The sequence below is a fragment of the Streptomyces sp. JLBT605 genome (assembly GCF_058215555.1).
Map to the genome: position 1 here is coordinate 3,759,532 of NZ_CM177087.1, position 23,486 is coordinate 3,783,017.

General features: G+C 69.0%; 21 protein-coding genes, 1 tRNA gene and 1 pseudogene. 18 read left to right on the forward strand and 5 right to left on the reverse strand.

The window, feature by feature from the left end:
• Positions 1-87: 87 nt before the first annotated feature.
• Positions 88-1,224, reverse strand: coding sequence for an ABC transporter ATP-binding protein (locus AC4BDD_RS16320; protein WP_490691796.1), 1,137 nt, complete (start codon positions 1,222-1,224; stop codon positions 88-90).
• A gap of 180 nt (positions 1,225-1,404) precedes the next feature.
• Between AC4BDD_RS16320 and AC4BDD_RS16325 the strand changes: the two genes are divergently transcribed.
• The 6 genes from AC4BDD_RS16325 (at position 1,405) to AC4BDD_RS16350 (ending at position 5,687) form a co-directional block, all read left to right on the forward strand.
• Positions 1,405-1,477, forward strand: a tRNA-Thr gene (locus AC4BDD_RS16325).
• Positions 1,478-1,653: 176 nt separating this feature from the next.
• Positions 1,654-2,031: a PadR family transcriptional regulator gene (locus AC4BDD_RS16330; RefSeq protein ID WP_490686168.1), complete on the forward strand. Its 378-nt coding sequence runs from the start codon at positions 1,654-1,656 to the stop codon at positions 2,029-2,031.
• The gene (locus tag AC4BDD_RS16335) at positions 2,028-2,615 is read left to right on the forward strand and encodes a hypothetical protein (protein ID WP_490686169.1); all 588 of its coding nucleotides are present in this window, start codon (positions 2,028-2,030) and stop codon (positions 2,613-2,615) included. The genes AC4BDD_RS16330 and AC4BDD_RS16335 overlap by 4 nt, the downstream gene beginning before the upstream one ends.
• Before the next feature lie 799 nt (positions 2,616-3,414).
• Positions 3,415-4,053, forward strand: a complete 639-nt coding sequence (locus tag AC4BDD_RS16340; RefSeq protein ID WP_490686170.1) for a hypothetical protein — start codon at positions 3,415-3,417, stop codon at positions 4,051-4,053.
• 95 nt (positions 4,054-4,148) lie between these two features.
• Positions 4,149-4,901 (forward strand): helix-turn-helix transcriptional regulator, encoded by a 753-nt coding sequence (locus AC4BDD_RS16345; protein ID WP_490686171.1) that lies wholly within the window; start codon positions 4,149-4,151, stop codon positions 4,899-4,901.
• A 21-nt stretch (positions 4,902-4,922) separates the two neighbouring features.
• The gene (locus AC4BDD_RS16350) at positions 4,923-5,687 is read left to right on the forward strand and encodes an IclR family transcriptional regulator (RefSeq protein ID WP_490686172.1); all 765 of its coding nucleotides are present in this window, start codon (positions 4,923-4,925) and stop codon (positions 5,685-5,687) included.
• A gap of 421 nt (positions 5,688-6,108) precedes the next feature.
• Here the strand turns inward: AC4BDD_RS16350 and AC4BDD_RS16355 are convergent, their stop codons facing one another.
• Both AC4BDD_RS16355 and AC4BDD_RS16360 read right to left on the reverse strand, forming a co-directional pair.
• Positions 6,109-7,308, reverse strand: coding sequence for a beta-ketoacyl synthase N-terminal-like domain-containing protein (locus AC4BDD_RS16355; protein WP_490686173.1), 1,200 nt, complete (start codon positions 7,306-7,308; stop codon positions 6,109-6,111).
• Positions 7,305-8,609: a beta-ketoacyl-[acyl-carrier-protein] synthase family protein gene (locus tag AC4BDD_RS16360; protein ID WP_490686174.1), complete on the reverse strand. Its 1,305-nt coding sequence runs from the start codon at positions 8,607-8,609 to the stop codon at positions 7,305-7,307. The genes AC4BDD_RS16355 and AC4BDD_RS16360 overlap by 4 nt, the downstream gene beginning before the upstream one ends.
• 359 nt (positions 8,610-8,968) lie before the next feature.
• On the opposite strand from AC4BDD_RS16360, the pseudogene AC4BDD_RS16365 reads away from it, so the two are divergent.
• The 5 genes and pseudogenes from AC4BDD_RS16365 to mycP form a co-directional block, all read left to right on the forward strand.
• Positions 8,969-9,208, forward strand: a pseudogene (locus AC4BDD_RS16365) (acyl carrier protein); the annotation flags it as partial.
• Positions 9,209-9,294: 86 nt separating this feature from the next.
• Positions 9,295-10,398 (forward strand): acyl-CoA thioesterase family protein, encoded by a 1,104-nt coding sequence (locus AC4BDD_RS16370; protein ID WP_490686175.1) that lies wholly within the window; start codon positions 9,295-9,297, stop codon positions 10,396-10,398.
• Positions 10,395-11,132 carry a 2-hydroxychromene-2-carboxylate isomerase gene (locus AC4BDD_RS16375; RefSeq protein WP_490686176.1) on the forward strand — a complete coding sequence of 246 codons (738 nt, stop codon included), beginning with the start codon at positions 10,395-10,397 and terminating at the stop codon, positions 11,130-11,132. The genes AC4BDD_RS16370 and AC4BDD_RS16375 overlap by 4 nt, the downstream gene beginning before the upstream one ends.
• A gap of 186 nt (positions 11,133-11,318) precedes the next feature.
• Positions 11,319-11,819 carry a DUF2563 family protein gene (locus tag AC4BDD_RS16380; RefSeq protein ID WP_490686177.1) on the forward strand — a complete coding sequence of 167 codons (501 nt, stop codon included), beginning with the start codon at positions 11,319-11,321 and terminating at the stop codon, positions 11,817-11,819.
• 1,546 nt (positions 11,820-13,365) lie between these two features.
• Positions 13,366-14,631, forward strand: coding sequence for a type VII secretion-associated serine protease mycosin (gene mycP / locus AC4BDD_RS16385; protein WP_490686178.1), 1,266 nt, complete (start codon positions 13,366-13,368; stop codon positions 14,629-14,631).
• Between the two features lie 22 nt (positions 14,632-14,653).
• On the opposite strand, the gene AC4BDD_RS16390 is transcribed toward mycP, so the two are convergent.
• Entirely contained in the window at positions 14,654-15,172 is a 519-nt protein-coding gene (locus tag AC4BDD_RS16390; RefSeq protein ID WP_490686179.1) for a hypothetical protein, read from the reverse strand.
• A gap of 403 nt (positions 15,173-15,575) precedes the next feature.
• On the opposite strand from AC4BDD_RS16390, the gene AC4BDD_RS16395 reads away from it, so the two are divergent.
• Genes AC4BDD_RS16395 through AC4BDD_RS16405 form a run of 3 tightly spaced genes read left to right on the forward strand, consistent with a single transcriptional unit; the run spans position 15,576 to position 18,809 of the window.
• Positions 15,576-16,004, forward strand: coding sequence for a hypothetical protein (locus AC4BDD_RS16395; protein ID WP_490686180.1), 429 nt, complete (start codon positions 15,576-15,578; stop codon positions 16,002-16,004).
• A 31-nt stretch (positions 16,005-16,035) separates the two neighbouring features.
• The gene (locus AC4BDD_RS16400; RefSeq protein ID WP_490686181.1) at positions 16,036-18,282 is read left to right on the forward strand and encodes a hypothetical protein; all 2,247 of its coding nucleotides are present in this window, start codon (positions 16,036-16,038) and stop codon (positions 18,280-18,282) included.
• On the forward strand, positions 18,282-18,809 hold the full coding sequence (locus AC4BDD_RS16405; protein ID WP_490686182.1) for a hypothetical protein: 528 nt from the start codon (positions 18,282-18,284) through the stop codon (positions 18,807-18,809). Before AC4BDD_RS16400 ends, AC4BDD_RS16405 begins: the two co-directional genes overlap by 1 nt.
• 29 nt (positions 18,810-18,838) lie before the next feature.
• Here AC4BDD_RS16405 and AC4BDD_RS16410 read toward each other — a convergent pair whose 3' ends face one another.
• Positions 18,839-19,285 (reverse strand): ATP-binding protein, encoded by a 447-nt coding sequence (locus tag AC4BDD_RS16410; RefSeq protein WP_490686183.1) that lies wholly within the window; start codon positions 19,283-19,285, stop codon positions 18,839-18,841.
• A 112-nt stretch (positions 19,286-19,397) separates the two neighbouring features.
• Here AC4BDD_RS16410 and AC4BDD_RS16415 point away from each other — a divergent pair, with 112 nt between their 5' ends.
• The 4 genes from AC4BDD_RS16415 (at position 19,398) to AC4BDD_RS16430 (ending at position 23,413) form a co-directional block, all read left to right on the forward strand.
• Entirely contained in the window at positions 19,398-20,222 is an 825-nt protein-coding gene (locus AC4BDD_RS16415; protein WP_490686184.1) for a helix-turn-helix domain-containing protein, read from the forward strand.
• Positions 20,219-20,452, forward strand: a complete 234-nt coding sequence (locus tag AC4BDD_RS16420; protein WP_490686185.1) for a DUF397 domain-containing protein — start codon at positions 20,219-20,221, stop codon at positions 20,450-20,452. The genes AC4BDD_RS16415 and AC4BDD_RS16420 overlap by 4 nt, the downstream gene beginning before the upstream one ends.
• Before the next feature lie 6 nt (positions 20,453-20,458).
• Positions 20,459-22,162, forward strand: a complete 1,704-nt coding sequence (locus AC4BDD_RS16425; protein WP_490686186.1) for a phytoene desaturase family protein — start codon at positions 20,459-20,461, stop codon at positions 22,160-22,162.
• Positions 22,163-22,309: 147 nt separating this feature from the next.
• Positions 22,310-23,413, forward strand: coding sequence for an aminopeptidase P family protein (locus tag AC4BDD_RS16430; RefSeq protein ID WP_490686187.1), 1,104 nt, complete (start codon positions 22,310-22,312; stop codon positions 23,411-23,413).
• Positions 23,414-23,486: the final 73 nt, after the last annotated feature.

Genomic DNA, 23,486 nt, shown 5'->3' on the forward strand with positions numbered 1-23,486 from the left:
GGCACCAGCCCCCCCCGCACCCGGCAACGCGGCGGCGCCGCCTCCCCGCACTCGCGGGAAGACGGCGCCGCCGTCTCGTCTGGTCGGTCAGTCGCTGAGCCGCTCGCCCGAGGAGGTGGAGAAGACGTGGGTCTCGCCCGGCCGCGGCACCACGTGCAGCACCGAGCCCTTCTCCGGGACCTGGCGGCCGTTGACCCGGACCACGAGGTCCTTGGTCTCGCCACCGACCTCCGCGTGGCCGTACACATAGCCGTCGGCGCCGAGCTCCTCGACGACGTTGACGGTGACGGCCAGGCCCGCCGGGGCGTCCTTGCTCTCCTTGGACAGGGACTTCGTGGCCTCGCTGCCCTGCTCGACCACGTCGAAGTGCTCGGGGCGGACGCCGACGGTCACCGTGGTGTCGCCCTTGTCGGCGGCGGCGCCCAGCGCCTCCCGGGAGACCGGCACCACGCTGTTGCCGAACTTCACGCCGCCGTCGGTGATCGGCACCTCGACCAGGTTCATGGCGGGGGAGCCGATGAAGCCCGCGACGAAGAGGTTGGCCGGGCGGTCGTACATGTTGCGCGGCGAGTCGATCTGCTGGAGCAGGCCGTCCTTGAGCACGGCGACCCGGTCGCCCATCGTCATGGCCTCGACCTGGTCGTGGGTGACGTAGACGGTGGTGATGCCCAGCCGCCGCTGGAGCCCGGCGATCTGGGTGCGGGTCTGCACCCGGAGCTTGGCGTCGAGGTTCGACAGCGGCTCGTCCATCAGGAAGACCTGCGGCTCACGGACGATGGCGCGGCCCATCGCGACCCGCTGCCGCTGACCGCCGGAGAGCGCCTTGGGCTTGCGGTCGAGGTACTCGGTCAGGTCCAGGATGCGCGCCGCGTCCTCGACCTTCTGCCGGATCTCGGTCTTGTTCACGCCGGCGATCTTGAGCGCGAAGCCCATGTTCTGCGCGACGGTCATGTGCGGGTACAGCGCGTAGTTCTGGAACACCATGGCGATGTCCCGGTCCTTCGGCGGCAGGTGGGTGACGTCGCGGTCACCGATGCGGATCGCGCCGCCGTTGACGTCCTCCAGGCCGGCGAGCATCCGCAGCGAGGTGGACTTGCCGCAACCGGAGGGGCCGACGAGGACGAGGAATTCGCCGTCCTCGATCGCGATGTCCAGCTGGTCGACGGCGGGCTTGGTGCTGCCCGGATAGATCCGGGTGGCCTTGTCGTAGGTGACCGTAGCCATGGTGATGAGTCCCTTCACCGGCAGGAACGTGCCGGACGATCCGAGTAAAGGAGGTTGGTCTGGTCCACGTGCGCGGACCTGCCGTGACGCTACCTGGCGGTGGCCTGGATGTCAGCAGTCGGACAGCGGCGAAGTTTCCGGCCGGCGCACCCCTCCGCCGTGGGTACACTTCAGGGACTCGCCGACTTAGCTCAGCTGGTAGAGCACCGCTCTTGTAAAGCGAAGGTCGTCGGTTCGAACCCGACAGTCGGCTCTGCTGAGACCGCGGGGTCACCACAGGTGGCCCCGCGGTCTTTTGTTCTTCCCAGGCCGCGAAGCGCCCCAGTGACATCAGAGGCACCAGAGGCATCAGTGGCATCTCAGCGCGTCCATTGCCATGCGCCGCAAGTCTCTTGCGTCGCATGGCAATGAGCGACTATCTTGTGCCGCATGACAAAGGGGCTACCGACCACGGCCGACCAGCGGCGCAGTCAGCTCCTGCGCGGAGTGCTCGACCTGTGCCTGCTCTCGCTGATCGCCGAGCGCCCCCGGTACGGCTACGAGATCACCGAGGGGCTCGCCGACAGCGGGCTTGAGCTGGTCAGTGAGGGCAGCGTCTATCCGCTGCTCGCCCGGATGGAGCGCGCGGGGCTGATCTCCTCGTACCGCGCGCCGTCCCCCAGCGGCGGCGCCCCGCGCAAGTACTACCGCCTGACCGAGGCGGGGCGTGCCGAGCTGAGCGGCGGCCAGGCCGTGTGGCACGACTTCGCCGGGCGTGTGGGCCGGATCCTGTCCGAAACCGAATCCACGGGGGAGCACACACCATGACGGCCACGACCACCATGACGAAGGAGCGGATCCTCGCGGTCTGCCGCACCAACTGGGAGTACCGGGGGGTCGACGAGGCGTCGGTGCGGGAGATGGTCGACGAGCTCGCCGCGCACCTTCAGGACGCGGAGGCGGCCGGCCGCACGGCGCGGGACGTCGTCGGCGGCGACGTCAGGGCGTTCGCCGCCTCCTGGGCGCGGGCCCGCGCCCCGCTGCCCGTCCGCGCGCTGCGCACCGCCTCGCTGCTCTGCGCCGTGGTCGGCTTCGCGCTGCTGCTGATGTACGTCATCAGGTGGACCACCCGGCTGGAGCTGACCGCTGGTGACATCGCCTTTCCCCTCGCCGGCGCGGTGGCCACCGGCGTCTGGGAGATGCGGCGCGGCAGTCTGGGTTTCCGCAGGAGCTGGCTGATCGCGCTGGTGGTCGGCCTGCCCACGGTGCTGCTCGCCAAGTGGCTGGCCGGTGACGAGGTGCTGTTCACCGTGGAGCTGTGGGCCGCGCCGGTGCTGGTGCTGCCCGGCCTGCCGTACATCGTCGGTGACATCCGGGCCCGGAAGGGCGCCGCCGTCCCCGACGCCGGCTGACACCGATCGGCCACCCACCGCACGTCCCTGACGCCTCTGGCGCCCCCGATGTCGCTGACGCGGGGCCGCCGGCCGGAGCGGGTGCCGCACCGACGCCGGGCTCCCGACGCCGTGCCGTCGCGGCGCCGGGCGGCTTCCTTTCCGACACCGGGGCGGTCCCCTTCCCGACATCGGGCGGTCCCCTTCGCGGCGGGGGCCGTCCCCTCGGCGGCGCCGCACGCCCTGATCTTCGCGGCTGTCAACAACCGGCCATCCAGGGCGAGTTCGATCGCCCAGGGTGGCGCGGCGGGTGCGCAGCGCTCGCACCGGCCGGGCCGGGTGGCATGGCCCGGCCGGTTGTAGTGCAACTTGCTGACAATTCCTGTGCGTACAACCGGTCGCCGCCTTGTGAAGTGCCTGGTAGTCGTGGGGTCTTTTGTGTGTTCACTGTCCGACGCCGTGCGTTGACTCGATTGCAGCGAGCGAACTAATCTCGCGCGTCAAGCGCTTGCGACGAATTTTCCACGTAATGCGTGTCCGGCCCGCTCAGTTCTTACCTGCGAGTGAAGGGCCGGTGGCGCGCCGGTGGACATGGGGGTCGGGTCGGGCGATCGCGTCATTTCGGATTCCATTGCTGGATTCAGGCGGACGCGCATCATATGGGGGAGTCATGGCAGATCTGCCGCGGACAGTTCAGAGGAAGACTCGGCGATCGGAATCGGGTGGCGCACGGCCGGTGCGATCGGATGACGCACACCCCGGCCCATCGGTCGGGGCACCGCCCGCGCGATCGGATGGCGCGCAGCCGGCGCCCGCGCCGATGGTGCTGGCCTCCGACGGGCCGGGGGTGCGCCGGGAGATCACCCGGCTGCTGAACCAGGCCAGGCACAGCGTCAACGTCATCATGCCCGGCAGCTACGAGCGGGCCAGGCCGTTCGCCCCGCTGCTCGGCCGGCTGACCGCGCTGCGCGGCTCGGGCGTCACCGTACGGGCGCTCTGCTCGCCCGGAGTGGTGGCCCCGCTGGCGCTGGCGGCCGCCGCCCGCCGGGACACGAACCGCTGTGACCTGCGGGTCAGCGAGGTCGGGCCGCAGGGCATGCTCATCGTGGACGGGCGGCAGGCGTTCGGGCGCACCGGCCCGGCCCGTGGCGGGCGCCGGCTGTCGCTCATCGCGGACCCGGCCGCCGTACGGGCGCTGGACCTGATGTTCGCCGGGGCCTGGAGCAGCGCGATGCCACTCGCCGAGCACCTGCGGCTGTCCGAGCGGCTGAGGACCGACTCGGTGCGGCTGATCCTGGAGCGGCTGCGCGCCGGCCGCACCGACGACGTGGCCGCCAAGGAGATGCAGGTGAGCCTGCGCACCTACCGCCGCCATGTGGCGGCGATCATGCGCGAGGTGGGCGCGAACTCCCGCTTTCAGGCCGGCGTCCGCGCCGTTGAACTGGGACTTCTGTCGTGAAGTGAGCGGTGTGAGCGAATGCGGTCCTTGCCAGTGTGCGTGGTGCCAGTGTGAGCGATGCCAGCCTGAGTGATGCCAGTTTTGAGTGATGTCAATTGAGCGGCAGTCTGAGCGGTACCGGTTTGTGTGACGAGGAAATCGCGGCGGCCGCGACGGAATCGATCGGCCAGGCCACCGAGGGCGTCGATGTCGTACTTGCGGCGGAAGCCGCACACGCCCGGGTGATGCATTCCGTCCTGGGGGAATGGCTCGCCGGAGACGGTGGCGACAAGAAAACCCGGATGCTCTGCGCGCAGAACCTGGTGGACTGGGAATTCGTCGAGCGGCACACCGGAGGCGGCCGGCCGCTGGACATACGAGTCGCCCGCATTCCCCGGCTGGCCGCGCTCATCATCGACGGCCGGGCCGCGTTCGTCTGCGCCGACTCGGCGGCCGGGAGCCGGGCCGGCCCCTCGGCCATCCGGGACCCGGGCGTCATCGAGACCCTGCGGACCCTCTTCGACGGCATCTGGCACACCGCCCTGCCGGTGACCGAGCGCATCGACTTCGGCGACCGGGTCCGTGCCGACCTGGTCGGACCGATCCTGGAGTGGCTGCGCCTGGGCGTCACCGACGACGTCGCCGCCCGCCAGCTGTCGGTCTCGGTCCGCACCTATCGCCGGTACGTCGCGGAGATCATGGCGCAACTCGGCGCCAACTCCCGCTTCCAGGCCGGGGTGAGGGCAGCGGAGCTGGGCCTGCTGCCGATCACCCCGCCGCCGGATCCGCCGCACTCGCCGCACTCCCCGCACTCGCCGCACTCGCCGTACGCGCCGCACTCGCCGCGCCCGCCGCACGCGCGGCGCTGAGTCCCATGAGGAGACACATCCATGACGACCTCTCCGACGGCCTCTCCGACGGCCGCTCCATCGGAGCAGGCAGTGAGCGGAGTCGGTGTTCTCGACAAGGCGTCACTCCTGCTCGGCGTCGTGGAAGGCGGCCCGGCCTCGTTGGCGAGACTGGTCTCGGACACCGGTCTGAAGCGTCCGACGGTGCACCGGCTGGTGGTCGCGCTGGAGCGGCTGCGGCTGCTGGCCCGCGACGGGCAGGGCCGGTTCGTCCTGGGCCCGCGGCTGGGCCTGATGGCCATGGAGGCGTGCCGGGACCACCTGGCGCTGTCGGCCGATCCGGCGCTGGCTGAGCTGCGGGACGCCACCGGGGCCAGCGCGCGGCTCTACCGGCGCCGCGGCACCATGCGGATCTGCGTGGCCGAGGCGACCGCCCCGGACAACCCGGCCGCCCGCGACCGCGTGCCGCTGGGGGCCGCGCTGCCGATGAACGCCGGCCCGGTCTCCCAGGTGCTGCTCGCCTGGGAGCGCCCGGAGGAGCTGTACGCGGCCCTGCGCGGCGCCCGGTTCACCGCGGCCACCCTCTCCGGGGTGCGGCGGCAGGGCTGGGCGCAGAGCACCGGCGCCCGCGAGCACGGCATCGCCGCCGTGGCGGCCCCGGTACGCGGCCCCGGCGGCCGCGTGGTCGCCGCCGTCTCCATATCCGGCCCGGTGACACACATGACCAGCACCCCGGGCCGGCTCTACGGCAACGCGGTGGTCGACGCCGCGATCCGGCTGAGCGGGGGCGGGCTGTACGCCGGCTGAGCCGCGCGGCGCGCGTGCGGGCTGGGCGGGCTCCGCGTGCGTGCGGGCCGGGCGCCGTGTGCGCGCGGGCCGGGCGCCGCGTGCGTGCGGGCCGGGCGCCGCGTGCGTGCGGGCCGGGCGCCGCGTGCGTGCGGGCGCGGGGCGCTGCCTGTACGGCGCGGGGGCGACCCCCGTACGGCGCGGCAACTGCGCGTGTACGGCTCGGCAGGTGCCGGGTGTGGCTCACGGGCCGGGCGCCGCAGCTCCGGGCGGCGGCCGCATGGCTGAGCGTCGGGCGCGCAGGTGCCGGCGGCGGGCGGGGGGCGCTCGCCGGCACGGCGGGCCGCGCCCGGCCGATCGGCGCCGCGCGCGTGCGGGCTCGGCGGGCCGGGCGCCAGCGGCACCGCGCGCCGGGCGTCCCGGCGGATGCGTCGGGACGCCGTCAGCGCAGCCGGAGCAGCGCGCAGGCCAGGGCGCCGTCGCGGTCGACCGAGGTGATCACCGCCACCCGGCCTCGCGATCGAGGGCTGTCCTGGGCCGCGGTGAGCGTGGCCACCAGCTGGAACGCGGAGCTGGCCGCGGAGGTGTCGCCGATCAGGCCAGGCAGGCCACCCCGCCCGGGCGGGCCGGGCGGGCCGGGCAGGCCGGTGTCGGCAGGCTGCCCGATGGTCGGCAGGCGGAGATCGCCGAAGAGCGCGTCCAGCGCCGCGCGTTCCTGGCGTCCGGCCTCCCCGGCCGGAGCCGACAACGAGCGGGCCCACAGCTCGCCCCGGGAGATCCCGGCGCGCCTGAGGGTGTTCCCGACGACGCTCTCCAGCGAGGCCGCCACCCCGCCCGGGCCCACCACCCCGGCGCCGACCCCCACCACCTCGGCGAGCGCCTCGTCGTCCCGCCCGCCAACGCCGCCCGGCGCGCGCAGCGTGACCACCGCGCACCCCTCACCGAGCACCGCGCCCGCGTCGGCTGTCTCATCGTCGAGGCCGCGCGCGTGCCACTCCAGCCAGGCCCGATCGGCGGTGTACTCCTCCGCCGCGCCGCAGAGCACCGTCCTGGCCCGGCCCGCCGCAAGCAGTCGACGGCCATAGCCGAGCGCCGAGATCCCCGAGCAACGGCCGGTCGCCAGGGTGGTGTTCGGCCCCTTGAGCCCGTACCAGATGGCACACATCGCGGCCGGCGCGTTGCCGATGGCGTTCGGGATGTGCGCGGTGTTGATGTAGTACGGCTTCTCGTCGGTCAGGGTGTCCCGGGTGATGTCCACCATGCTCTTGGCGCTGCCGTGCGTGGTGCCCAGCACCAGGGCGGTGTCCGGGTCGGCGTCCTCGGACGGCAGCGGCCCGCCGGTGGTGTCCAGCAGCCGGCCGACGGCGGTCACCACCAGGCCGGTGACCCGGTCCATGGCCCGCGTGCCCTTCCTCCCCAGCACGTCCTTGATGACGAAGCCGGGAACCAGGCAGGCCCGCCCGTCTGGCCCACCCCCCTCCAGCCCGTCCTCACCCGGCCCGTCCCCGTCCCCCACCGACTCCAGGGGCGCGTCCGTCGTCCGGCCGCTGCGGAAGCCCTCCTCGAAGGCCGCGCGCCCGATCCCGTACGGGGAGACGGCCGACCAGTCGGTGATCAGCGGCCCGCCCGCCGTTCCGGTCATCGCGCTCCCTCCGCGGTCCCGGCTCCCGGCCGATCAGCCCCGTCCCCGTCCCCGCCCCCGTCGTATCTGCCCAGCAGCACGACGGCGTTGTTGCCGCCGAAGGCCAGCCCGTTGTTCTGGACGATCCGCAGGTCGGCGGCGACGGACTCGTTCGGTACGCAGTCGATTCCGCACTCCGGGTCGGTGGCGCCGTGGTTGATGGTGGGCGGGATGAAGCCGTGGACGATGGCGAGCGAGCAGGCGATCGCCGCCAGCGCGCTCGCCGCTCCCATGGTGTGTCCGAGCATCGACTTCACCGAGATGGTGCGCGGCGGCTTGTCCCCGTAGACCGAGCGGATCGCCCGGGCCTCGGTGATGTCGTTGGTCTTCGTCCCGGTGCCGTGCGCGGAGATCAGATCGACCTGCTCGGGCCGCACCCCCGCGTCGCGCAGCGCCAGCTCCATGCAGCGCGCCACATCCGCCTCCAGTGGTGCCACCTGGTGGCCCGCGTCGCAGTTCAGCCCGTAGCCGAGGACCTCGGCGTAGATCCGGGCGCCGCGCGCCAGCGCCGATTCCTCGGTCTCCAGCATCAGCACCCCGGCGCCCTCGCCGGTCAGCAGCCCCTGGCGGTCGGCGTCGAACGGCCGGCAGCGCTCCGGGGCGATGGTGCCCAGCCGGTAGAAGCCGGCGAAGGTCTTGCGGCTCATGGCGTCGGCCCCGCCGCACAGCGCGAAGTCGACATCGCCGGAGCGCAGTGCGTCGAAGCCGTAGCCGATGGCGTAGTTCCCGGCGGCGCAGGCGGTGGGGATGGTGACCGCCTCCACATCGGTGAGCCCCAGTTCCCGGGCCGCGGTCGCCGACAGCCGCCCGGCCCGCACCCGGCCCGCGATGGACCGGTCCATCCGTGCCGGACCGTGCCGGAGTTGGCTCGCGACCAGCCGGTCCAGGTCGTAGGACTCGCCGTCGGTGGTACCGATGGCGACCAGGCCGCGCCGCTCCCGCAACTCCGCCGGATCCAGCCCGGCGTCCTGGACCGCCATCCGAGCCGCCGCCGACGAGAACTGACTCGCCCGTCCGAGGCCCGCGACATCCAGGGTGCGGACCCATCGCTCGGGCTCGAAGCCGCGGATCTCGCAGCCGTTGGTGTGCTCGAAGCCCTCGGTGTCGAACGCCGTGATCGGCTTCGCGCCGCTCCGCCCCGCGCGCAGCCCCTCGGCGAACTCGGCCGCGCCCACGCCGATGCTGGAGATGACCCCGAGCCCGGTCAGCACCACCGTGTGGCCATCGCCACGCACTCCGGTCCCGGCTTGATGTGTCGACATGGACTACCGACCCGTGGAACTGGAAACGATCTCCCTGACGGCAGCGGCACGTGAGGCGGTGACTTGGGCCATGAGGCAGACGACCTTCCGCGTATTCCTGGGTATTTCCCGGCGTCGTGAAGTGTCCCGCCATGAGTTCCGGTCATTGACGTACGTGACCTGGACCTGCCGTTACGGGGGCCGAATGCCGGTGCGCCGGGGCCTGGTTGGCAACTTCCTGACGGGCGGACCGGGGCTTCCTCCGGCCGCCTCTAGTGTTCCAGTTGCCCCAGCGAATCCGCATTCTTGTTCCCGCGATTCGGTGCGGGGACATTTCCACTTTCCTTCCCTATCCGTTCCGCCCCCTGTGGAGGTCCCTCATGTCCGCGATCGCTGACGAGCGCTTCGAGCAAATCAAGGAGATCGTCTGCGAGATCCTGGAGTTGGAGGAGGACGAGGTCACCGCGACCAGCCTCTTCCGCGAGGACCACGGTGCCGACTCGCTGCGGGCCATCGAGATCCTGGCTTCCCTGGAGAAGCAGTTCAAGATCGTGATCGACCAGGCGGAGCTTTCCCGCATGGTCCATCTGGACGCCGTGGTGGAGGTCGTCACCGAATCGCTGGCCGCCAAGTCCGCGTCCGCCGCGTCTCCGTCCGCAGCGTCTCCGTCCGCAGCGTCTCCGGCCGCCGGTCAGGACGCCTGACGATGACCGAGATCGACAGCTCGCTGAAGGGCCTGCTGACCGAACCGACCACGGTCGTCCACACCCCCGGGTACGAGGGCGCCAACATCGGCACCATCATCGGCTTCAAGCACGTCAACTACCTGGTCGAGAAGGCCGTCATCGACCACTTCCGGGCCGGCGGCCTGCCGGTCGGCGCGCTCTACGAGGACCATGGCCTCGGCTTCGACCTCACCCACCTCGACGCACGCCTCAACACCGCGCTGATCGTCGACGATCAGGCGTCGATCGAGGTCAGGCCGGTCACCAAGGACGGCGACGACGAGCTGGCCTTCAAGGTCGCCATCACCGTCGACCGCGACGGCGCCCCGGTCAAGGCGGTCACCGCCACGGCCCGCGCGGTGCTCCGCCGCGACGAGGACGACCGCCGCATGCCCGACCGCACCCCGCCCCCGCCCGGCCTGGAGCGCTTCGTCCGCACCCGCATCGGCGACGCGCGGCCCGGCGAGCCGGTCAAGGAGGGCGGATCGGCACCCCTGATCTCCGGCGGCAGCACGGACAACGCGGACGCGAACGCGAACCCGGACGCGAACCCGGACGCGAACCTGGTCGCGAACCCGGACGCCACCCCGGACGCGAACCCGGACGCGAACGCCAATGACCCGGTCCTGGCGCAGCTCACCCAGGGCCAGAACGCCTACGCCTGGAAGTTCCGCGTCCCCTATCCCTACGTCCACTTCTTCGAGCGCGTCCCGATGTCCGGCTATCTGCGCCTGATGGAGGAGGCCAAGCACCGCTTCGTCGACGCCCGCGGCATCTCCATCCGCACCCTCCTGGCGGAGTCCAACTGGATCCCCGCCGTGACCCGTTCGCGCATCACCCTCCTCGACGAGACACACCTCGAAGAGGACCTCTACACCGTCTACACCGTCGACAGCGTCTTCAAGAACCTCCTCTACACCGCCCGCGTCGACTGGTACGTGGTCCGCGACGGCCACCTGATCAAGACCGCCACCGGTGAGATCACCCACGGCTACGGCGTGGTGGAGAACGGCAAGCGGGGCCGCCTGGTGGAGTGGGACGACCGTGTCGCCCGCGCCCTGAGCGGTGAGGAGGGAGGGCGATGACCGCGCGGAAGACCAAACGCAGCAAGCAGCCCCGCTGGTACTTCTCGCTGCGCAGCCCCTACTCCTGGTTCGCCTACCGCGACCTGCTCGACCGCTATCCCGACGTCGCCGACACGATCGAGTGGATCCCCTTCTGGGAGCCGGACCCCATCACCCAGAAGCTGCTGGACGAGGCCGGCGTCGAGTTGCCCCTCGTTCCGATGTCCCGGGCCAAGAACTTCTACATCCTCCAGGACATCCGTCGGCTGTCGAAGCTGCGCGGCCTGGAGATGACCATCCCCATCGACCGCGACCCCAACTGGGAGGTCTCGCACCTGGCTTATCTCCTGGCGGACGACGCGGGGCAGGGCCGCGCCTACATCGACGCCGTCTACCGAGCCCGCTGGCAGGAGGGCCAGGACATCACGACACGCGACACCATCGCCGCGATCGCCGAGCGGCTTGGCCTCGACGCGAACCGGGTGGCCAGCGCCTCCGACGACCCCGACCTACGCGCCCGCGGCGTCCAAGTCCTCACCCGCGCCTACGACGACGGCCTCTTCGGCGTCCCGTTCTTCGTGCACGGCTTCGACAAGTTCTTCGGCGTCGACCGCCTCAAGCCGTATGTGGCCGCGGTGCGCGGCACGGAGCCGGTGGAGGGCGACATCGACCAGTCCTGGCTCGGCGAGCACGTCGAGCTGCCGGAGGCCGGGGGCCCAGGCGGCGACGCGGGTCCGGCGGGAGGCTGCGCATAGGACACGACCCCTGGCCCTAATCACACTGGCGTGATTTCGATCGCTCTGCGCGGCCAGTCGACCGTGAACTGTCACGACAGGTCGTTAGAGTTACAAGCCGAACTTCGGCTAAACGGCCGCGCAGGGGGGATCGTGTCAGGAAGCAAGGACGGGAAGCACTCGGGACCGTGGTCGTGGACGTCCGACGTGAAGCATGGGGTCGAGGGCTTTCGGGAGAGATTCGGTGACCGTGACCTCGTCACCGAGCTGACGTCGTTCACGAAGTTCCAGCAGCGCGTCGACAAGCTGATCACCGACCTCAAGGGCTCCGACGCGGGCCCGGGCAAGGTGGGACAGGAGCCATTGACCCGCAACCAGTTCGGCGGGGGCCATGACGGCTGGGTTGAGGCGGCCGGTCTGTTCAGCACCTACCAGACGGTGATCACGGAGTTGGAGAAGCTCTCCAAGGTGCTGTCCGACTCGATCGAGGGCATGGGCATCGCGGTGCAGGCTTCGCATAACGGTTACGCGGAGTTGGACGTGTCGGTTCGCGACCGCATGGCCGCGATCAGCAAGGAGACCACCGAGCATTACGGGGGTGCCTACGACCCCACGGCGCCGCACGGGGCCGAGAAGAGTAGCGACAGCAGCGGAAAGGGACAGCAGGACCAGGCGTCGTCGGGCGAGGACTCGGGGGTCAAGGCCTAATGGGTGGCAAGAAGAGCGGTGGCCGCACGTCTTTCGACGACATGAGTCACGAGCAGATGCTCGCTTGGCTTGACGAGGCGAACGCGTCCACGGTGCAAGCAGCTGCTGAACGGCTAGCCGCGGCGGCCACGGAGCTTGGCAAGATCGCGGAAGATATCAAGTTCTATCCACAGTACGTGGAGTGGAAGGGTGAGGGCGCGGACGCTTTCCGCACCTGGACCGCTGACCTCGGCAACTCCACGCTGCGCTTGGCCATGCTCAGCGGGTCATCGGCGGCGCTGCTCGGCATGGCGTCCGAGACGATTTCCCAAGTCCAGTCGGCGATCCCCCGCGACAAGACCAGTGCAAAAGCGAATCTGGACGCGGCAGAGTCGGCGCCCAACGACCCGGACTCGGACACGGTGTCCAGAAAGTCCTCGGGCGAGCTGGCGCAGGGAAAGGAAGCCCTTCGACAAGAGGCGATCGGCCAGATGAACAAGCTAGGGGAGGCCTATCAGTTTTCCGCCGCGTGGATGGCTGCACAGGAACGGCCCAAGTTTCCGCCTCCGCCGATGGCTATTCAGCCAGACCCGAGCCAGGTCACCCAGGAAGAGGCGGTGTCCGCTGGGAGCCCCGACTCTGGCAGGTCATCGGGCGTTGGTGCATCTGGTGTCTCCCCCGGCGCCGTGGCTCATCGAGTACCTCCCGAGGCCACTGGGGGTGTGGCGACGCCGGGCGAATCTCACCTGCCTGTGGTCACTGGGCCTGAAATCCCTGGCGGGAACCAGCGACCGACACCCGCCGATCCCGTTGGCGTAGAGATTGACGGTACGGCGCCGGTGCCGGAACTGCCGACAACTCATACGCCCCCCGTCGGCTTGCCGCATGGAGGTGGCGAACGCGGAACTCTGCCGCCCATAGATGGCTTTCCACCTGTGGTGGGTGGTGCGAAGGGTCTACCCTCAGGGCCGAGCTTCCCCACCGGGCCCGGGCGTGTGGTGCCCGGTGTCCGGCCCCCTGGTCTGCCAGGACGAGGACTGACAGGGCCGGTCTCCGGCCCGCTACCGGGTGGTGGCAACCAGCCCATGACTGGGAACCCAGCGGGACGCTCGGTGCCTGGTGGTCGTCCTATGGTTCCCGGGCTCCCTGGGCCGGGGGGTCCCGGTGCGACCCCAGGGCGTAACGGCATCGTGGGCGGTCGGCCCATGCCGCCGTCCACCGGTCGGCCGACCGGTGGACTGCCTCGCGGCACCGTCATCGGCGATGAGCGATCGGGAACGCATGGTCGAGGGCCGATAGGGCAGGGCGCTGGCAGCGGTGTCGGCGGGGCGAGTGCGGGGCGTCGTGGGGCAGGGCCCGAGCGTCGCTTGGCGGGGGAGACTGGCGGCATTGTGGGAGGGCGAGCGCAACGGGGGCCTTCCGCCTCGCGAACGTTTACACCTGGTGGCTCGGGGTTGGTGCGTCGGGATCGTGACGAAGGGGACCAGGAGACCGGGCGCCAGGCTGGTCCCGGGGCTGCGCCCCCAGCTATTGATTGATCTTGTCGAGAAATATCGAGAGGAAGCGAATGTCTGCCAGCACCACGCGAAATGGCCGACTGAAAAGTGCCGTCTCCGGGGCCGTAGGCCTGGTGCTGGTGGGCATCGCGGCCACTCCCGCGCATGCGGAGTCGATCCGTTCGCGGGAGTGGCACCTTACGGTCATGAAGGCCGAGCAGATGTGGAAGAGCAGCACCGGGAAGGGCATCACGGTCGCTGTCATCGATACCGGCGTCAACGACGACCTGCCAGACCTGCGGGGACAGGTCCTGCCCGGGAAAGACGAGGCCCCGGCGGCGCCTGGCGATGAGCGGACAGACCCAAACGGCCACGGAACCATCATGGCACTTGAGATCGCCGGCACTGGCAAGGCTAATGGAGGCAATGGCACCTTTGGGCTGGCTCCTGGAGCCAAGATCCTCCCCATCCGCGTACCTGATCGTGGTTTTGAAGCCAACAAGTACCCCGAAGAGTTCAACGATACGGTTAGCCGAGGAATCCGTTATGCCGCTGATTCCGGAGCTCAAATCATCAACATCTCGCTGCGGTCATGGAAAACCTCAGAGAAGCTCACGGCCGCTGTGAAGTACGCGCTGGATAAGGGTTCGCTGATCTTCGCGGGAACCGGGAACAAGGGCACGCGGGTAGTGGAGTACCCGGCGGGGACTCCTGGCGTGGTAGGAGTCGGAGCCATCGGCAGGGACCTTCACAAGACCGAGGAATCTCAATACGGGCCGCAGGTAGATGTCTCCGCGCCTGGCGATGAGATGTACCACGCATGCGGAGGCGGCGAGGGCGACCTGTGCAGGTCCCACGGCACCAGTGACGCCACCGCGATCGCCTCCGCCAGTGCCGCCCTCATCTGGTCCAAGCACCCCAACTGGACCAACAATCAGGTCCTGCGGGTCATGCTCAACACCATCGGTGGCCCCACCGACGGAGCCAAGCGCAATGACTCCGTGGGGTATGGCCTCGTCCGACCGCGAATCGCGCTGAAGGACCCCGGTGACCCCGGCCCCGCCGATGTCTACCCGCTCTCCGACTTCAAGTACGAAGACAAGACATCGCCCCGGCCCTCCAGCCCCGCACCATCGAAGTCAGAGCCGCCGGCCTCCGCCGATGCCAAGCCCAACGCCGCCCCCGATGACGAAGACGACGACAGCAGTTCCACGACCTGGATCGCCGCAGGCGTCACCGCCGCCGTTCTGACCGGTGCGGTGCCCTTCGCCCTGTCGGCCCGCCGGCGCCGCCGAGACGCCGCTGCGGCGCAGGCTCACAACACCTGGAGGCCGTGACACGCCGGGTGCTGTGGGCCGGTCACAGCTTGGAGCGCTTCAGCACTCCGCGCCAGATCCAGCCCGCGCCGAGGACCGTGTCGCGCACGGGGTTCTTCATGTCCCGGGAGTCGAAGCTGAACGTCTCGACCCTGCGCCGGCGGCCGTCGGGCCCTTTTTCGTACGTCCACTGCTTGGAGACGGTGGTCGTTGGCCCGCGGCCGTAACTGCGGGACATGGTCTTCTTGGGCGGGTTCCCGACCCAGGTCACTTCCCACTGCTCTTCGAGGCCGCGCACCTCGCGCTTCCCCGGGACCAGGTGCATGGAGATCCGGAATTGCCGTTCCAGCTGGCTCCGGCGACCGAAGTTCTGCGAGGCGGGTTCCTGGATCCGCCACTCGGCCACCAGGTCCGCCTTCTCGCCAGGGTGGGCGTCGCGCACGACGAACGGCACGTCTGGGCCATTGAGCGCGAGCAGCGCTGCCCGGAGTTCCGTGGTGGGGCGCGGTGTGGTTCCGGCGTCGGGGTGCCGGGTGCCGGTGAACTTGTCCCAGAAGCCCATCGCTACGCCCCCGCTCCGGTATCGAGCATGTCCACAGGCTGGTCCACGCTCCCTGAGCGCAAACGGTCCCACCCCTGGTCGAATTCCTCCGACATCGTCAGTCCCCCATCGACAGGCTTTTGATCATATGTTTCGGGCCGCCACGGGGAGCATCTGACACTGACGAGCCCAGTGGTTCAACCGCCTTTACGGACGCGACCTGTCGACTTCTGGTTGCCGCAAGGATCAAGCGCTCGGCCGGGCATGCCGCGTCAAGGGCGTGTCAGTGTGGGAACCGAGGCAACTGCCATGCTCGTTCGGATAGTTGGAGCTATCGGTCCGGTCGTCGCGGTGCCTGCGTGCTCGCCCGTTCGCAGGTGCCGCCAGGTCATACGGCGGCAATGTCCGCTGGGGAGGCGTTGCGATGGCGTGGGATGAGTGGGAGCGGTTAAAGGCAGAGGCAGAGGCGCGGCAGGGGAATGGGATGCGCCTCGACGGGGCATCCGGTCCGCCGGGCGGCGGGGACGTGGCCAGCCTCAAGACCAATGCTGCCGGTAATGGGAGGGCGGTCGCCGCGTTGCGGGACAGCATCCGGCCCGCTACGGACGTGGTTGGTAGCCACAGTAAAGATCCCTCGGACGAGGCCGTGCGTGAGTTTTCGGGCTGGTGTACCGCCACTGGCCTCAGCGAGGCGCAGATGGAATGGAATGCGCAGCTCAAGAATCTGGTGGCACGTCTTGAGGTGGATCAGGAGGCTCTGCAGAAGAGGAAGAGCGACTTCCAGTACGTCGACTTCGATGTGAGTGACCGGATAGCGCAGCTCGACCCGGGCCACGGCCAGCGCGAGATCTGAGAAGCCGAACAGGAATCGGGGAGGGACGGGCGTGCTCACCTATCAGGACGTCATCAGCATCAAGCTCAGTAAGTTGACGGACGCGGCTACCGCTTGGGAGGACATGGCCAAGGGATTCGACACGCTGGAAGACGCCTACAAGTCGGAGGTGGAGTCGGCCGCGACCCAAGGCGAGACCGGCCTGAGTGCCACGGCGGCCAGCACGCGGTTCGCGGCGACACGTAAGCAGTTTGCCAACGCCCAGGTCGAAGCCCGGGCCATCGCCTCGCTTCTGCGGGACGCGCACGCGCAGTTCACCGAGCGGATCCGCCATGTGAAAGAGATTGTCAGGGAGGCGAAGAAGGATGGGGAGTTCTCCGTCAACAGCAACGGGCAGGCGGTGTACGACCACACCAAGATTTCCATAGACCACCACGACGCCCGCTACGAGGGCCTCATAAGGGAGGTGCGAGATGCTGAGGCGGCGTGGACGAGGAAGATCAAAGATGCCGTGCAGGCGGTCGATGACGCTGACCAGGGCGTGAAGCTCGCGCTCCGCGAAGCAGCGGGCGTCAAAAATCTCGTTGAGCTCATGGCGGGGGAAGCGCACACCTTCAACGGGGAAGCGGTCGGCGATATCGAGGTCTACGAGGCACGCTTGGCCAAACGGTACGCCGATCAGATCCTGGAGGGCGAGGAGGATCCGGATAGTGCCGAGTCGTTTGCCGACCTGATGCGCGCCAACTCAGGTGACAAGGCCTTCAGTCGGACACTGCTTGACGAGTTGGGCCCGGAGGAGACGCTGAAACTTTCCAACAAGATTGATGATCTGGCCTACTTCGACGACACCAAGCACAAGAGCGTCTACCTGAAGATCAACGGCGGCCTCTCCGACTCGCTGGCGACCGCCATGCGTGTGCCTGAGTTCAAGGACTCCGAAGGTAAGCGTCTGCGTTTTGGTACCGAGGCGTACAACCAGGAATTCAAGAAATGGCAGAAGAAACCAGAAGCTGATTTCTACAACAGGTGGCTCGAGTCCCTGCATGAGCTCGGTGACGACAAGTACGACCTGAAGGCTGCGGGCGAGAAGGTCGACAGTACCTACAAGGGACACAACCAGCAGGTGCGGGGCTACCAGAGCCTGGCCACGCTGATGCAGCAGGGCCACGGGTATTCGCCGCAGTTCGTCGCGGACGTCACCGACGACATGATCGCCATGGAGAAGGAGGACCCCGGCATCTGGGACCTCTACGGCAAGTTCGGTGGTAAGGACGGCGATGGCTGGTTCGCGAACGACCCCGTCGACGCTGCTCTGGGGGTCATGTCGCGCACGCCGGAAGGGGCCGCCGGATACCTCGACCCCGGCACGCCTGCCGGCAAGGAACGCTTTGACTATCTGGTCGGCGATGGTGACGACAGTCGCGACTGGGGCCTTGTCAACACGACCCGATGGGACAACACCGGTAGGGAGTTCGATGCCGACGACACCGAGGACACCGACAGCCGTAAGGGTCTTGGCGATGCCCTGACCGCGGCTGCCACCGGTGTTTCCCCCGCGGGTGGGGCTCACGCTCCCACCGAACACACGGATGCCAACAACCGGGTCTTCAAGTACTCGCTGGAAGTTCTATCCGGGCAGGGCGACGATATGCCGGAGTCGCTGCGGGACGACATGGCGAAGGTTTTCACCAACCATGGGCGTGAGGTGCTGGTCGCCATGAGCGACCAGAGCGGTGAGATCTCGCCGCTGGACCAAAATCAGGTTATGGAAATGACCAAGCAGATCTCGCGGAGTGAGAACTCCTACGGCATGCTCCATGAAGGCATGAACTACGCGATGGTCGAAAGCTTCCATGACAAGAACAGCAAGCCGGAGGATACGCTGGATTCGGCCGGTCTCGCGGTCGGCTTCATGGAAGAGGCTCGGTACAACGCGCTCAAGGGCGATCAGCACGACTACACGTGGGACAAGGCATGGAGCTACCACGCCTCAGGTGGGCTGCTCAACTTCATTCCGTTTTTTGGAGATGGCGCCCAGCGAGGAGCTGATGTGGTCACCACCAAGTGGATCATGGACGAGCAGGCGCGTGATGCAGAGGAGTTGACCGACAACAACAAGGAGACATACGAACGGCGAAGGCGTCAGCTCAATGCTCTCGCTGACGAGTGGTATTCCGTTAATCGGGACTGGGCAAAGGGTGAAACAGGTTACTCGGAAACGAAGGGGAAATACAACAAGATTGCTGCGGCTGCGAATGATGGCAACGCATGGGCCGACGGTCTTTCGGGTGATCAGTGATGAGATTGACGCTCCGGGTCGCGGGCTTGGTTGCTTCTGTCGTACTGATGGCAACCGGGTGTACTGAAGCGAGCTACACCCCTCCGGAGGCGTTCTGTGGCGTCCCGGTGAAGAGTGAGGTTCTGTCGCCGATGTTGCCGGACGGGGAAAAGCTAAGAAATAGGCATGACGAAGCGCAGAGTCGCCCTGGGGCATACTGCTTCATGTACGTCGACGGCGCTCAAATATTTTTCGCAACCATTCTCTACTATGACGATCACCCTATGGAGCCGGTGGACTGGGGCTTGGTGGCTTCCAGGTTGAGCTACCCTGTCAAGGGAGGGATTTCTTTCCCGGGTGAAGGGGTTATCGGAAGCAATGGTGCTTTGGTCTACCCCAAGTGTGACTCCCCGACTGCGAGCATGTCTGTAAATTTCGACCTCAATGACAAGTTCGCGGACAATTCCAGGGCGGGATACAGGAAACTTCAGCGCCTTATCAATGACTTTGTGCCGAAGGTGGCGAAGAAGTACGGCTGCACCACATAGCCGGTCGAGGGCTGAGTCGGTGACGCTGATCAGCGGCAGCGGATGAGTGGCTCGTCCTCGATCCGGCGGGAGATCCGCAGCTCGCACCAGACGGTCTTGCCGAGGATGTGTTCGTCCACGCCCCACTTGTCGGCCAGCGATTCCACGATCAGCAGGCCGCGCCCGCGCTCGGCGGAATCCTCCTGCTCCTGGAGGCGCGGGCGTTCCGGGCTGGTGTCGCGCACGTCCACGCGGAGCAGCCAGTCCTCCTCCAGCCGCAGCCCGAGGCGGAAGGCGTGGCCGCCCGGGACGGCGTGCTGTACGGCGTTGGTGGTCAGCTCGCTCACGCAGAGCAGGACGTCCCGGCACCGGCGGCGGTCGGCGAGGCCCCAGCCGATGAGGGTGTGCCGGACGAAGTTCCGGGCCAGGGGGACGGCCTCGGGTTCCCGGTCGTAGAAGGCGCGGCGGGTGGCCGGGAAGTGGATCTCGTGGTTCATGAGACGAGGGTCACGGTCCGTGATTAGCCTCTGCCATTGAGTCAGGTCGTACGGATGCGTTGTACGACCCTGCGGCGGAGTCACGGATGTCCCGGATGGGAAGTGAGGCCCCATGCAACCGGCGAACAAACCCCAGAAAGTCACCTCTTGGCAGCTGATCGGCGCCCAGCTCGCCCACTGCCGCAAGCAGGCCCGCCTCTCGCAGGAGGCGCTGGCCGAGCGGGTGTCCATGCACGTCGACTCCATCGCCTCCGTCGAGCAGGGCAGGCGTGCGCTCAAGCTCGACCTGGCTGAGCAGCTGGATGAACTCCTCGATACGCGCGGAGTGTTGGCGGTGGCGGTGAAGAAGGTACCGAAGAAGGAGAAGCTGCCCGCGTTCGTGCAGGACTTCGTGGAGTACGAGGCGTTGGCTTTGACCTTGCTCTCGTACGAGAACCAGGTCGTGCCGGGGCTGCTCCAGACCAAGGCGTACGCGCGCGGCCTCTTCAACTGTCTCTATCCGCCCATTGACGCGGACCAGGTGGAGGACTGGGTTGCTGGACGGCTGGACAGGCAGAAGCTGCTGGATCGTAAGAAGCCGACGCCCATGCTGAACTTCATCCTGGAAGAGTCCATCCTGCATCGCCATATTGGTGGCCGTGAGGCCATGCAGGAGCAGATCCGCCATCTGAGGCGATGTGCCGAACTACCCTTTCTGGGACTCCAGATCATGCCCCTGAGCCGGGCCCATCACGCGAGCCTCGCTGGCCCAATGGTCCTGCTCGAGACCCACGAACACGAGCATCTGGCCTATCTGGAGGCGCATTACGTCGGTTTACTCATCGATGATCCGGATCAGGTAAGCCTCTACCAGCAGAAGTATGGGATGCTGCGCTCGCAGGCCCTCAACCCCGAAGAGAGCATGAGCCTGCTGGACGACCTGGCGGGAGCGTCATGAATTGGTTCAAGTCCAGCTACAGCGCCGACACTGGCGGCAACTGCGTCGAAGTCGCCTATAACTGGCGCAAGTCGAGCCATAGCGCTGACACCGGCGGCGACTGCATCGAGGTCGCCCAACACCCCGCCGCCATCCACGTCCGTGACTCCAAGGACCCCGACGGCCCGGTCCTCACCTTCAGCCCGGACGCCTGGGCCGCCTTCGTCAGCGACGTCGCGTCGGAGCACTGACGCGCGGTGGGCTCGGAGGCGTGGGACGCGATCGTCGTCGGCGCCGGGCTGGGCGGGCTGACCTGCGCGGCGACGCTCGCGGCGGCGGGCCGGCGCGTACTCGTCCTGGAGCAGCACGACATCGCGGGCGGCAACAGCCATGTCTTCCGGCGGCGCCGCGCCTATGAGTTCGACGTCGGCGTCCACTACATAGGCGACTGCGGCCCCGACGGCATCGTGCCCACGATCCTGGGCGGCCTCGGCGTCCGCGACCGCATCGCGTTCCGGGAGCTGGATCCGGACTGTTTCGACCGGATCGTGCTGCCGGGGCTGACGGTGGAGGTGCCCGCCGGGTGGCCGGAGTACCGGGCGCGGCTGAGGAAGGCGCTGCCGCGGGACCGTACCGGGCTGGACGCCTTCTGCGACATCGTGGAGGGGATGGGGGAGGAGCAGCGGGCCACCCTCTTCACTCCGCCCGGCACCCCGCTGCCCGAGATCATCGCCAGTACGCCCACCATGCAGGCGTGGGGCCGGGCCACGCTGACCGAGCTGTTCGACCACTGCGGGCTGTCCGGGCCCGCCCGTACCGTGCTGGCCGCCCAGTCGCCGAACTACGGGGTGGGTCCTGATCAGGCCACCGTCTCCGTCCACGCTCTGGTGACCGACCACTATCTGCGGGGGGCGTACGTCCCGGTCGGTGGGGGGCAGATCCTGGCGGCGACGCTGGTGGAGGTGGTGGAGGCGTACGGCGGCGAGCTGCGCACCCGGGCGCTGGTGGAGCGGATCACCGTCGAGGACCAGCAGGTGCGCGGGGTGGTGCTCGATGACGGGACCGCGATCGACGCGCCGCTGGTGGTGTCGAACGCGGACTACCGGCGGACCGTGCTGGAGCTGGTCGGCCCCGACCACCTGAGCCGGAGCGTCATCCGGAACGCCGAGCGGGCCGAGATGGGGCTGCCGGTGGTGACGCTGTACGTGGCGCTCGACCGCGAGGTCGGGGCGCTGGCGGGGCTGCGGAACGAGGCGAACATCTGGTGGTACGACACCGATGACATCGGCGCGTACTACCGGGGGCTGACCGCGGGGGAGCAGCCGCGTGACGTGCCGTTCCTCTTCCTCTCCTTCGGTTCGCTCAAGGATCCCCACTCGCGGCACCTCTGCCCGCCCGGGCACAGCAACTTCCAGCTGATGACGCTCTGCCCGCCGGGCTACGCCGCCTGGGGTGTGGAGGCGGGACCGGCCGAGGGCGCGCGCTACCGGCGGGTGGCGGCGTACCGGGCGGAGAAGGAGCGGGTCAAGGAGGCGATGCTGGCCGCCGCCGAGCGGGTCCTGGGGCCGTTCCGTGATGCGATCACCCACTGCGAGCTGGGGACGCCGCTCACGCAGGAGCGGTACACCCGGTCCACCGGGGGCACCCCTTTCGGGATGGCCACCTGGGGGCGGGCCGGGACCCGGCCGGGGACGCGCACCAGCGTGCGGGGGCTGCATCTGGTCGGGCAGTCGACGCGGTACGGGAATGGGGTCACCGGGGTGATGGTCGGTGGCATGGCCGCCGCCGCGGACATCCTGGAGCGACCGCTGATGTACGAGCTGCGGCGCGGCGCCGTGCTCGGTGATCCCGCGTTGCTCCCGGCGCGCGGTCCGGAGTGGGATCCGGTCGTGGTCTCGCGCGGCAGGGCGCGGCGCACGGCCCGTGGCCTGGCCCCGATGGACGTCCGCCCGCGCGGGTGAGCGGCCGTCGGCGAGCCGCGCCGTTCCGGGCCATGCCGGGGCCATGCCGGTGGGGCTGGGGGCCTGCGCGGCGTCCGTCGCCGAGTTTCGCCTCGTAGCCGGCATATTCCTGTCGCATCGTGGTCGCCGCTGCGCGATCCTGGCCGCATGACCTTCGTCGACTACTCCGACCGCATGGCCCGCGCGTCCCGCGCGGCCGAGGACGCCGGACTCGCCGGACTGATCGTCACCCCGGGCCCGGACCTGGTGCACCTGTGCGGCTACCAGCCCACCGCGATCCTGGAGCGGCTGACCGCTCTGGTGCTCGTCCCCGGCGGCACGCCCCGGTTGCTGGTGCCCCTCCTGGAGCGGCCCGACGCCGAGGCCGCGATCGGCGTGGCGTCGACCGAGGTCACCGGCTGGCCGGACGGCGCCGACCCGTACGTCACCCTCGCCGAGTTCCTGCCGTCGCGCGGCCGGTTCGGCATCTCGGACGGGGCCTGGGCCGTCCATCTGCTCGGCCTCCAGCGCACTCTTCCTGACACCTCCTACGCCGCGCTGAGCGAGGCGCTGCCGATGCTGCGCGCGGTCAAGGACGCGTACGAGGTGGAGCGGCTGGCCGCGGCCGGGGCGGCGGCCGACGCGGCCTTCGAGGAGATCGTCGGGGTCCGCTTCGCGGGGCGCCGGGAGCGCGACATCGCCGCCGACCTGCACGCGCTGCTCCTCGAATACGGCCACCACCAGGTCGACTTCACCATCGTCGGCTCCGGTCCGAACGGTGCCAACCCGCACCACGATGCGGGCGACCGGGTCATCGAGGAGGGCGACATGGTCGTCCTGGACTTCGGCGGCCTGAAGGACGGCTACGGCTCCGACACCACCCGCACCGTGCACGTCGGCGAGCCCACCAAGGAGGAGCTGCGGGTCCACGAGATCGTGCGCGAGGCCCAGCAGGCGGGGTTCGAGGCGGTCCGCCCGGGCGCGGCCTGCCAGGACATCGACCGGGCCGCCCGCGCGGTCATCGTCGAGGCCGGTTACGGCGAGTACTTCATCCACCGCACCGGCCACGGCATCGGCGTCACCACGCACGAGCCGCCTTACATGGTCGAGGGCGAACACCTGCCGCTGGTGCCCGGCATGTGCTTCTCGATCGAGCCGGGGATCTATCTGCCGGGGCGTTTCGGGGTGCGCATCGAGGACATCGTGACCTGCACCGAGGACGGCGGCCGACGGCTGAACAACTCCGACCGCCAGATGCGCGTCGTCGCCTGATCATTTTCCCTCCCCCCGGTGGATGCCGGCTTCGCGGTGCCGAGATGCAGCCTGCTTCGCGCGGGGGGAGCAT

Coding starts and splice junctions, on each gene's coding strand:
- AC4BDD_RS16320 (WP_490691796.1), bottom strand. CDS start 1,224: ATGGCTACGGTCACCTACGACAAGGCCACCCGGATCTATCCGGGCAGC.
- AC4BDD_RS16330 (WP_490686168.1), top strand. CDS start 1,654: ATGACAAAGGGGCTACCGACCACGGCCGACCAGCGGCGCAGTCAGCTC.
- AC4BDD_RS16335 (WP_490686169.1), top strand. CDS start 2,028: ATGACGGCCACGACCACCATGACGAAGGAGCGGATCCTCGCGGTCTGC.
- AC4BDD_RS16340 (WP_490686170.1), top strand. CDS start 3,415: ATGGTGCTGGCCTCCGACGGGCCGGGGGTGCGCCGGGAGATCACCCGG.
- AC4BDD_RS16350 (WP_490686172.1), top strand. CDS start 4,923: ATGACGACCTCTCCGACGGCCTCTCCGACGGCCGCTCCATCGGAGCAG.
- AC4BDD_RS16355 (WP_490686173.1), bottom strand. CDS start 7,308: ATGACCGGAACGGCGGGCGGGCCGCTGATCACCGACTGGTCGGCCGTC.
- AC4BDD_RS16360 (WP_490686174.1), bottom strand. CDS start 8,609: ATGTCGACACATCAAGCCGGGACCGGAGTGCGTGGCGATGGCCACACG.
- AC4BDD_RS16370 (WP_490686175.1), top strand. CDS start 9,295: ATGACCGAGATCGACAGCTCGCTGAAGGGCCTGCTGACCGAACCGACC.
- AC4BDD_RS16375 (WP_490686176.1), top strand. CDS start 10,395: ATGACCGCGCGGAAGACCAAACGCAGCAAGCAGCCCCGCTGGTACTTC.
- mycP (WP_490686178.1), top strand. CDS start 13,366: ATGTCTGCCAGCACCACGCGAAATGGCCGACTGAAAAGTGCCGTCTCC.
- AC4BDD_RS16390 (WP_490686179.1), bottom strand. CDS start 15,172: ATGGGCTTCTGGGACAAGTTCACCGGCACCCGGCACCCCGACGCCGGA.
- AC4BDD_RS16395 (WP_490686180.1), top strand. CDS start 15,576: ATGGCGTGGGATGAGTGGGAGCGGTTAAAGGCAGAGGCAGAGGCGCGG.
- AC4BDD_RS16405 (WP_490686182.1), top strand. CDS start 18,282: ATGAGATTGACGCTCCGGGTCGCGGGCTTGGTTGCTTCTGTCGTACTG.
- AC4BDD_RS16410 (WP_490686183.1), bottom strand. CDS start 19,285: ATGAACCACGAGATCCACTTCCCGGCCACCCGCCGCGCCTTCTACGAC.
- AC4BDD_RS16415 (WP_490686184.1), top strand. CDS start 19,398: ATGCAACCGGCGAACAAACCCCAGAAAGTCACCTCTTGGCAGCTGATC.
- AC4BDD_RS16420 (WP_490686185.1), top strand. CDS start 20,219: ATGAATTGGTTCAAGTCCAGCTACAGCGCCGACACTGGCGGCAACTGC.
- AC4BDD_RS16430 (WP_490686187.1), top strand. CDS start 22,310: ATGACCTTCGTCGACTACTCCGACCGCATGGCCCGCGCGTCCCGCGCG.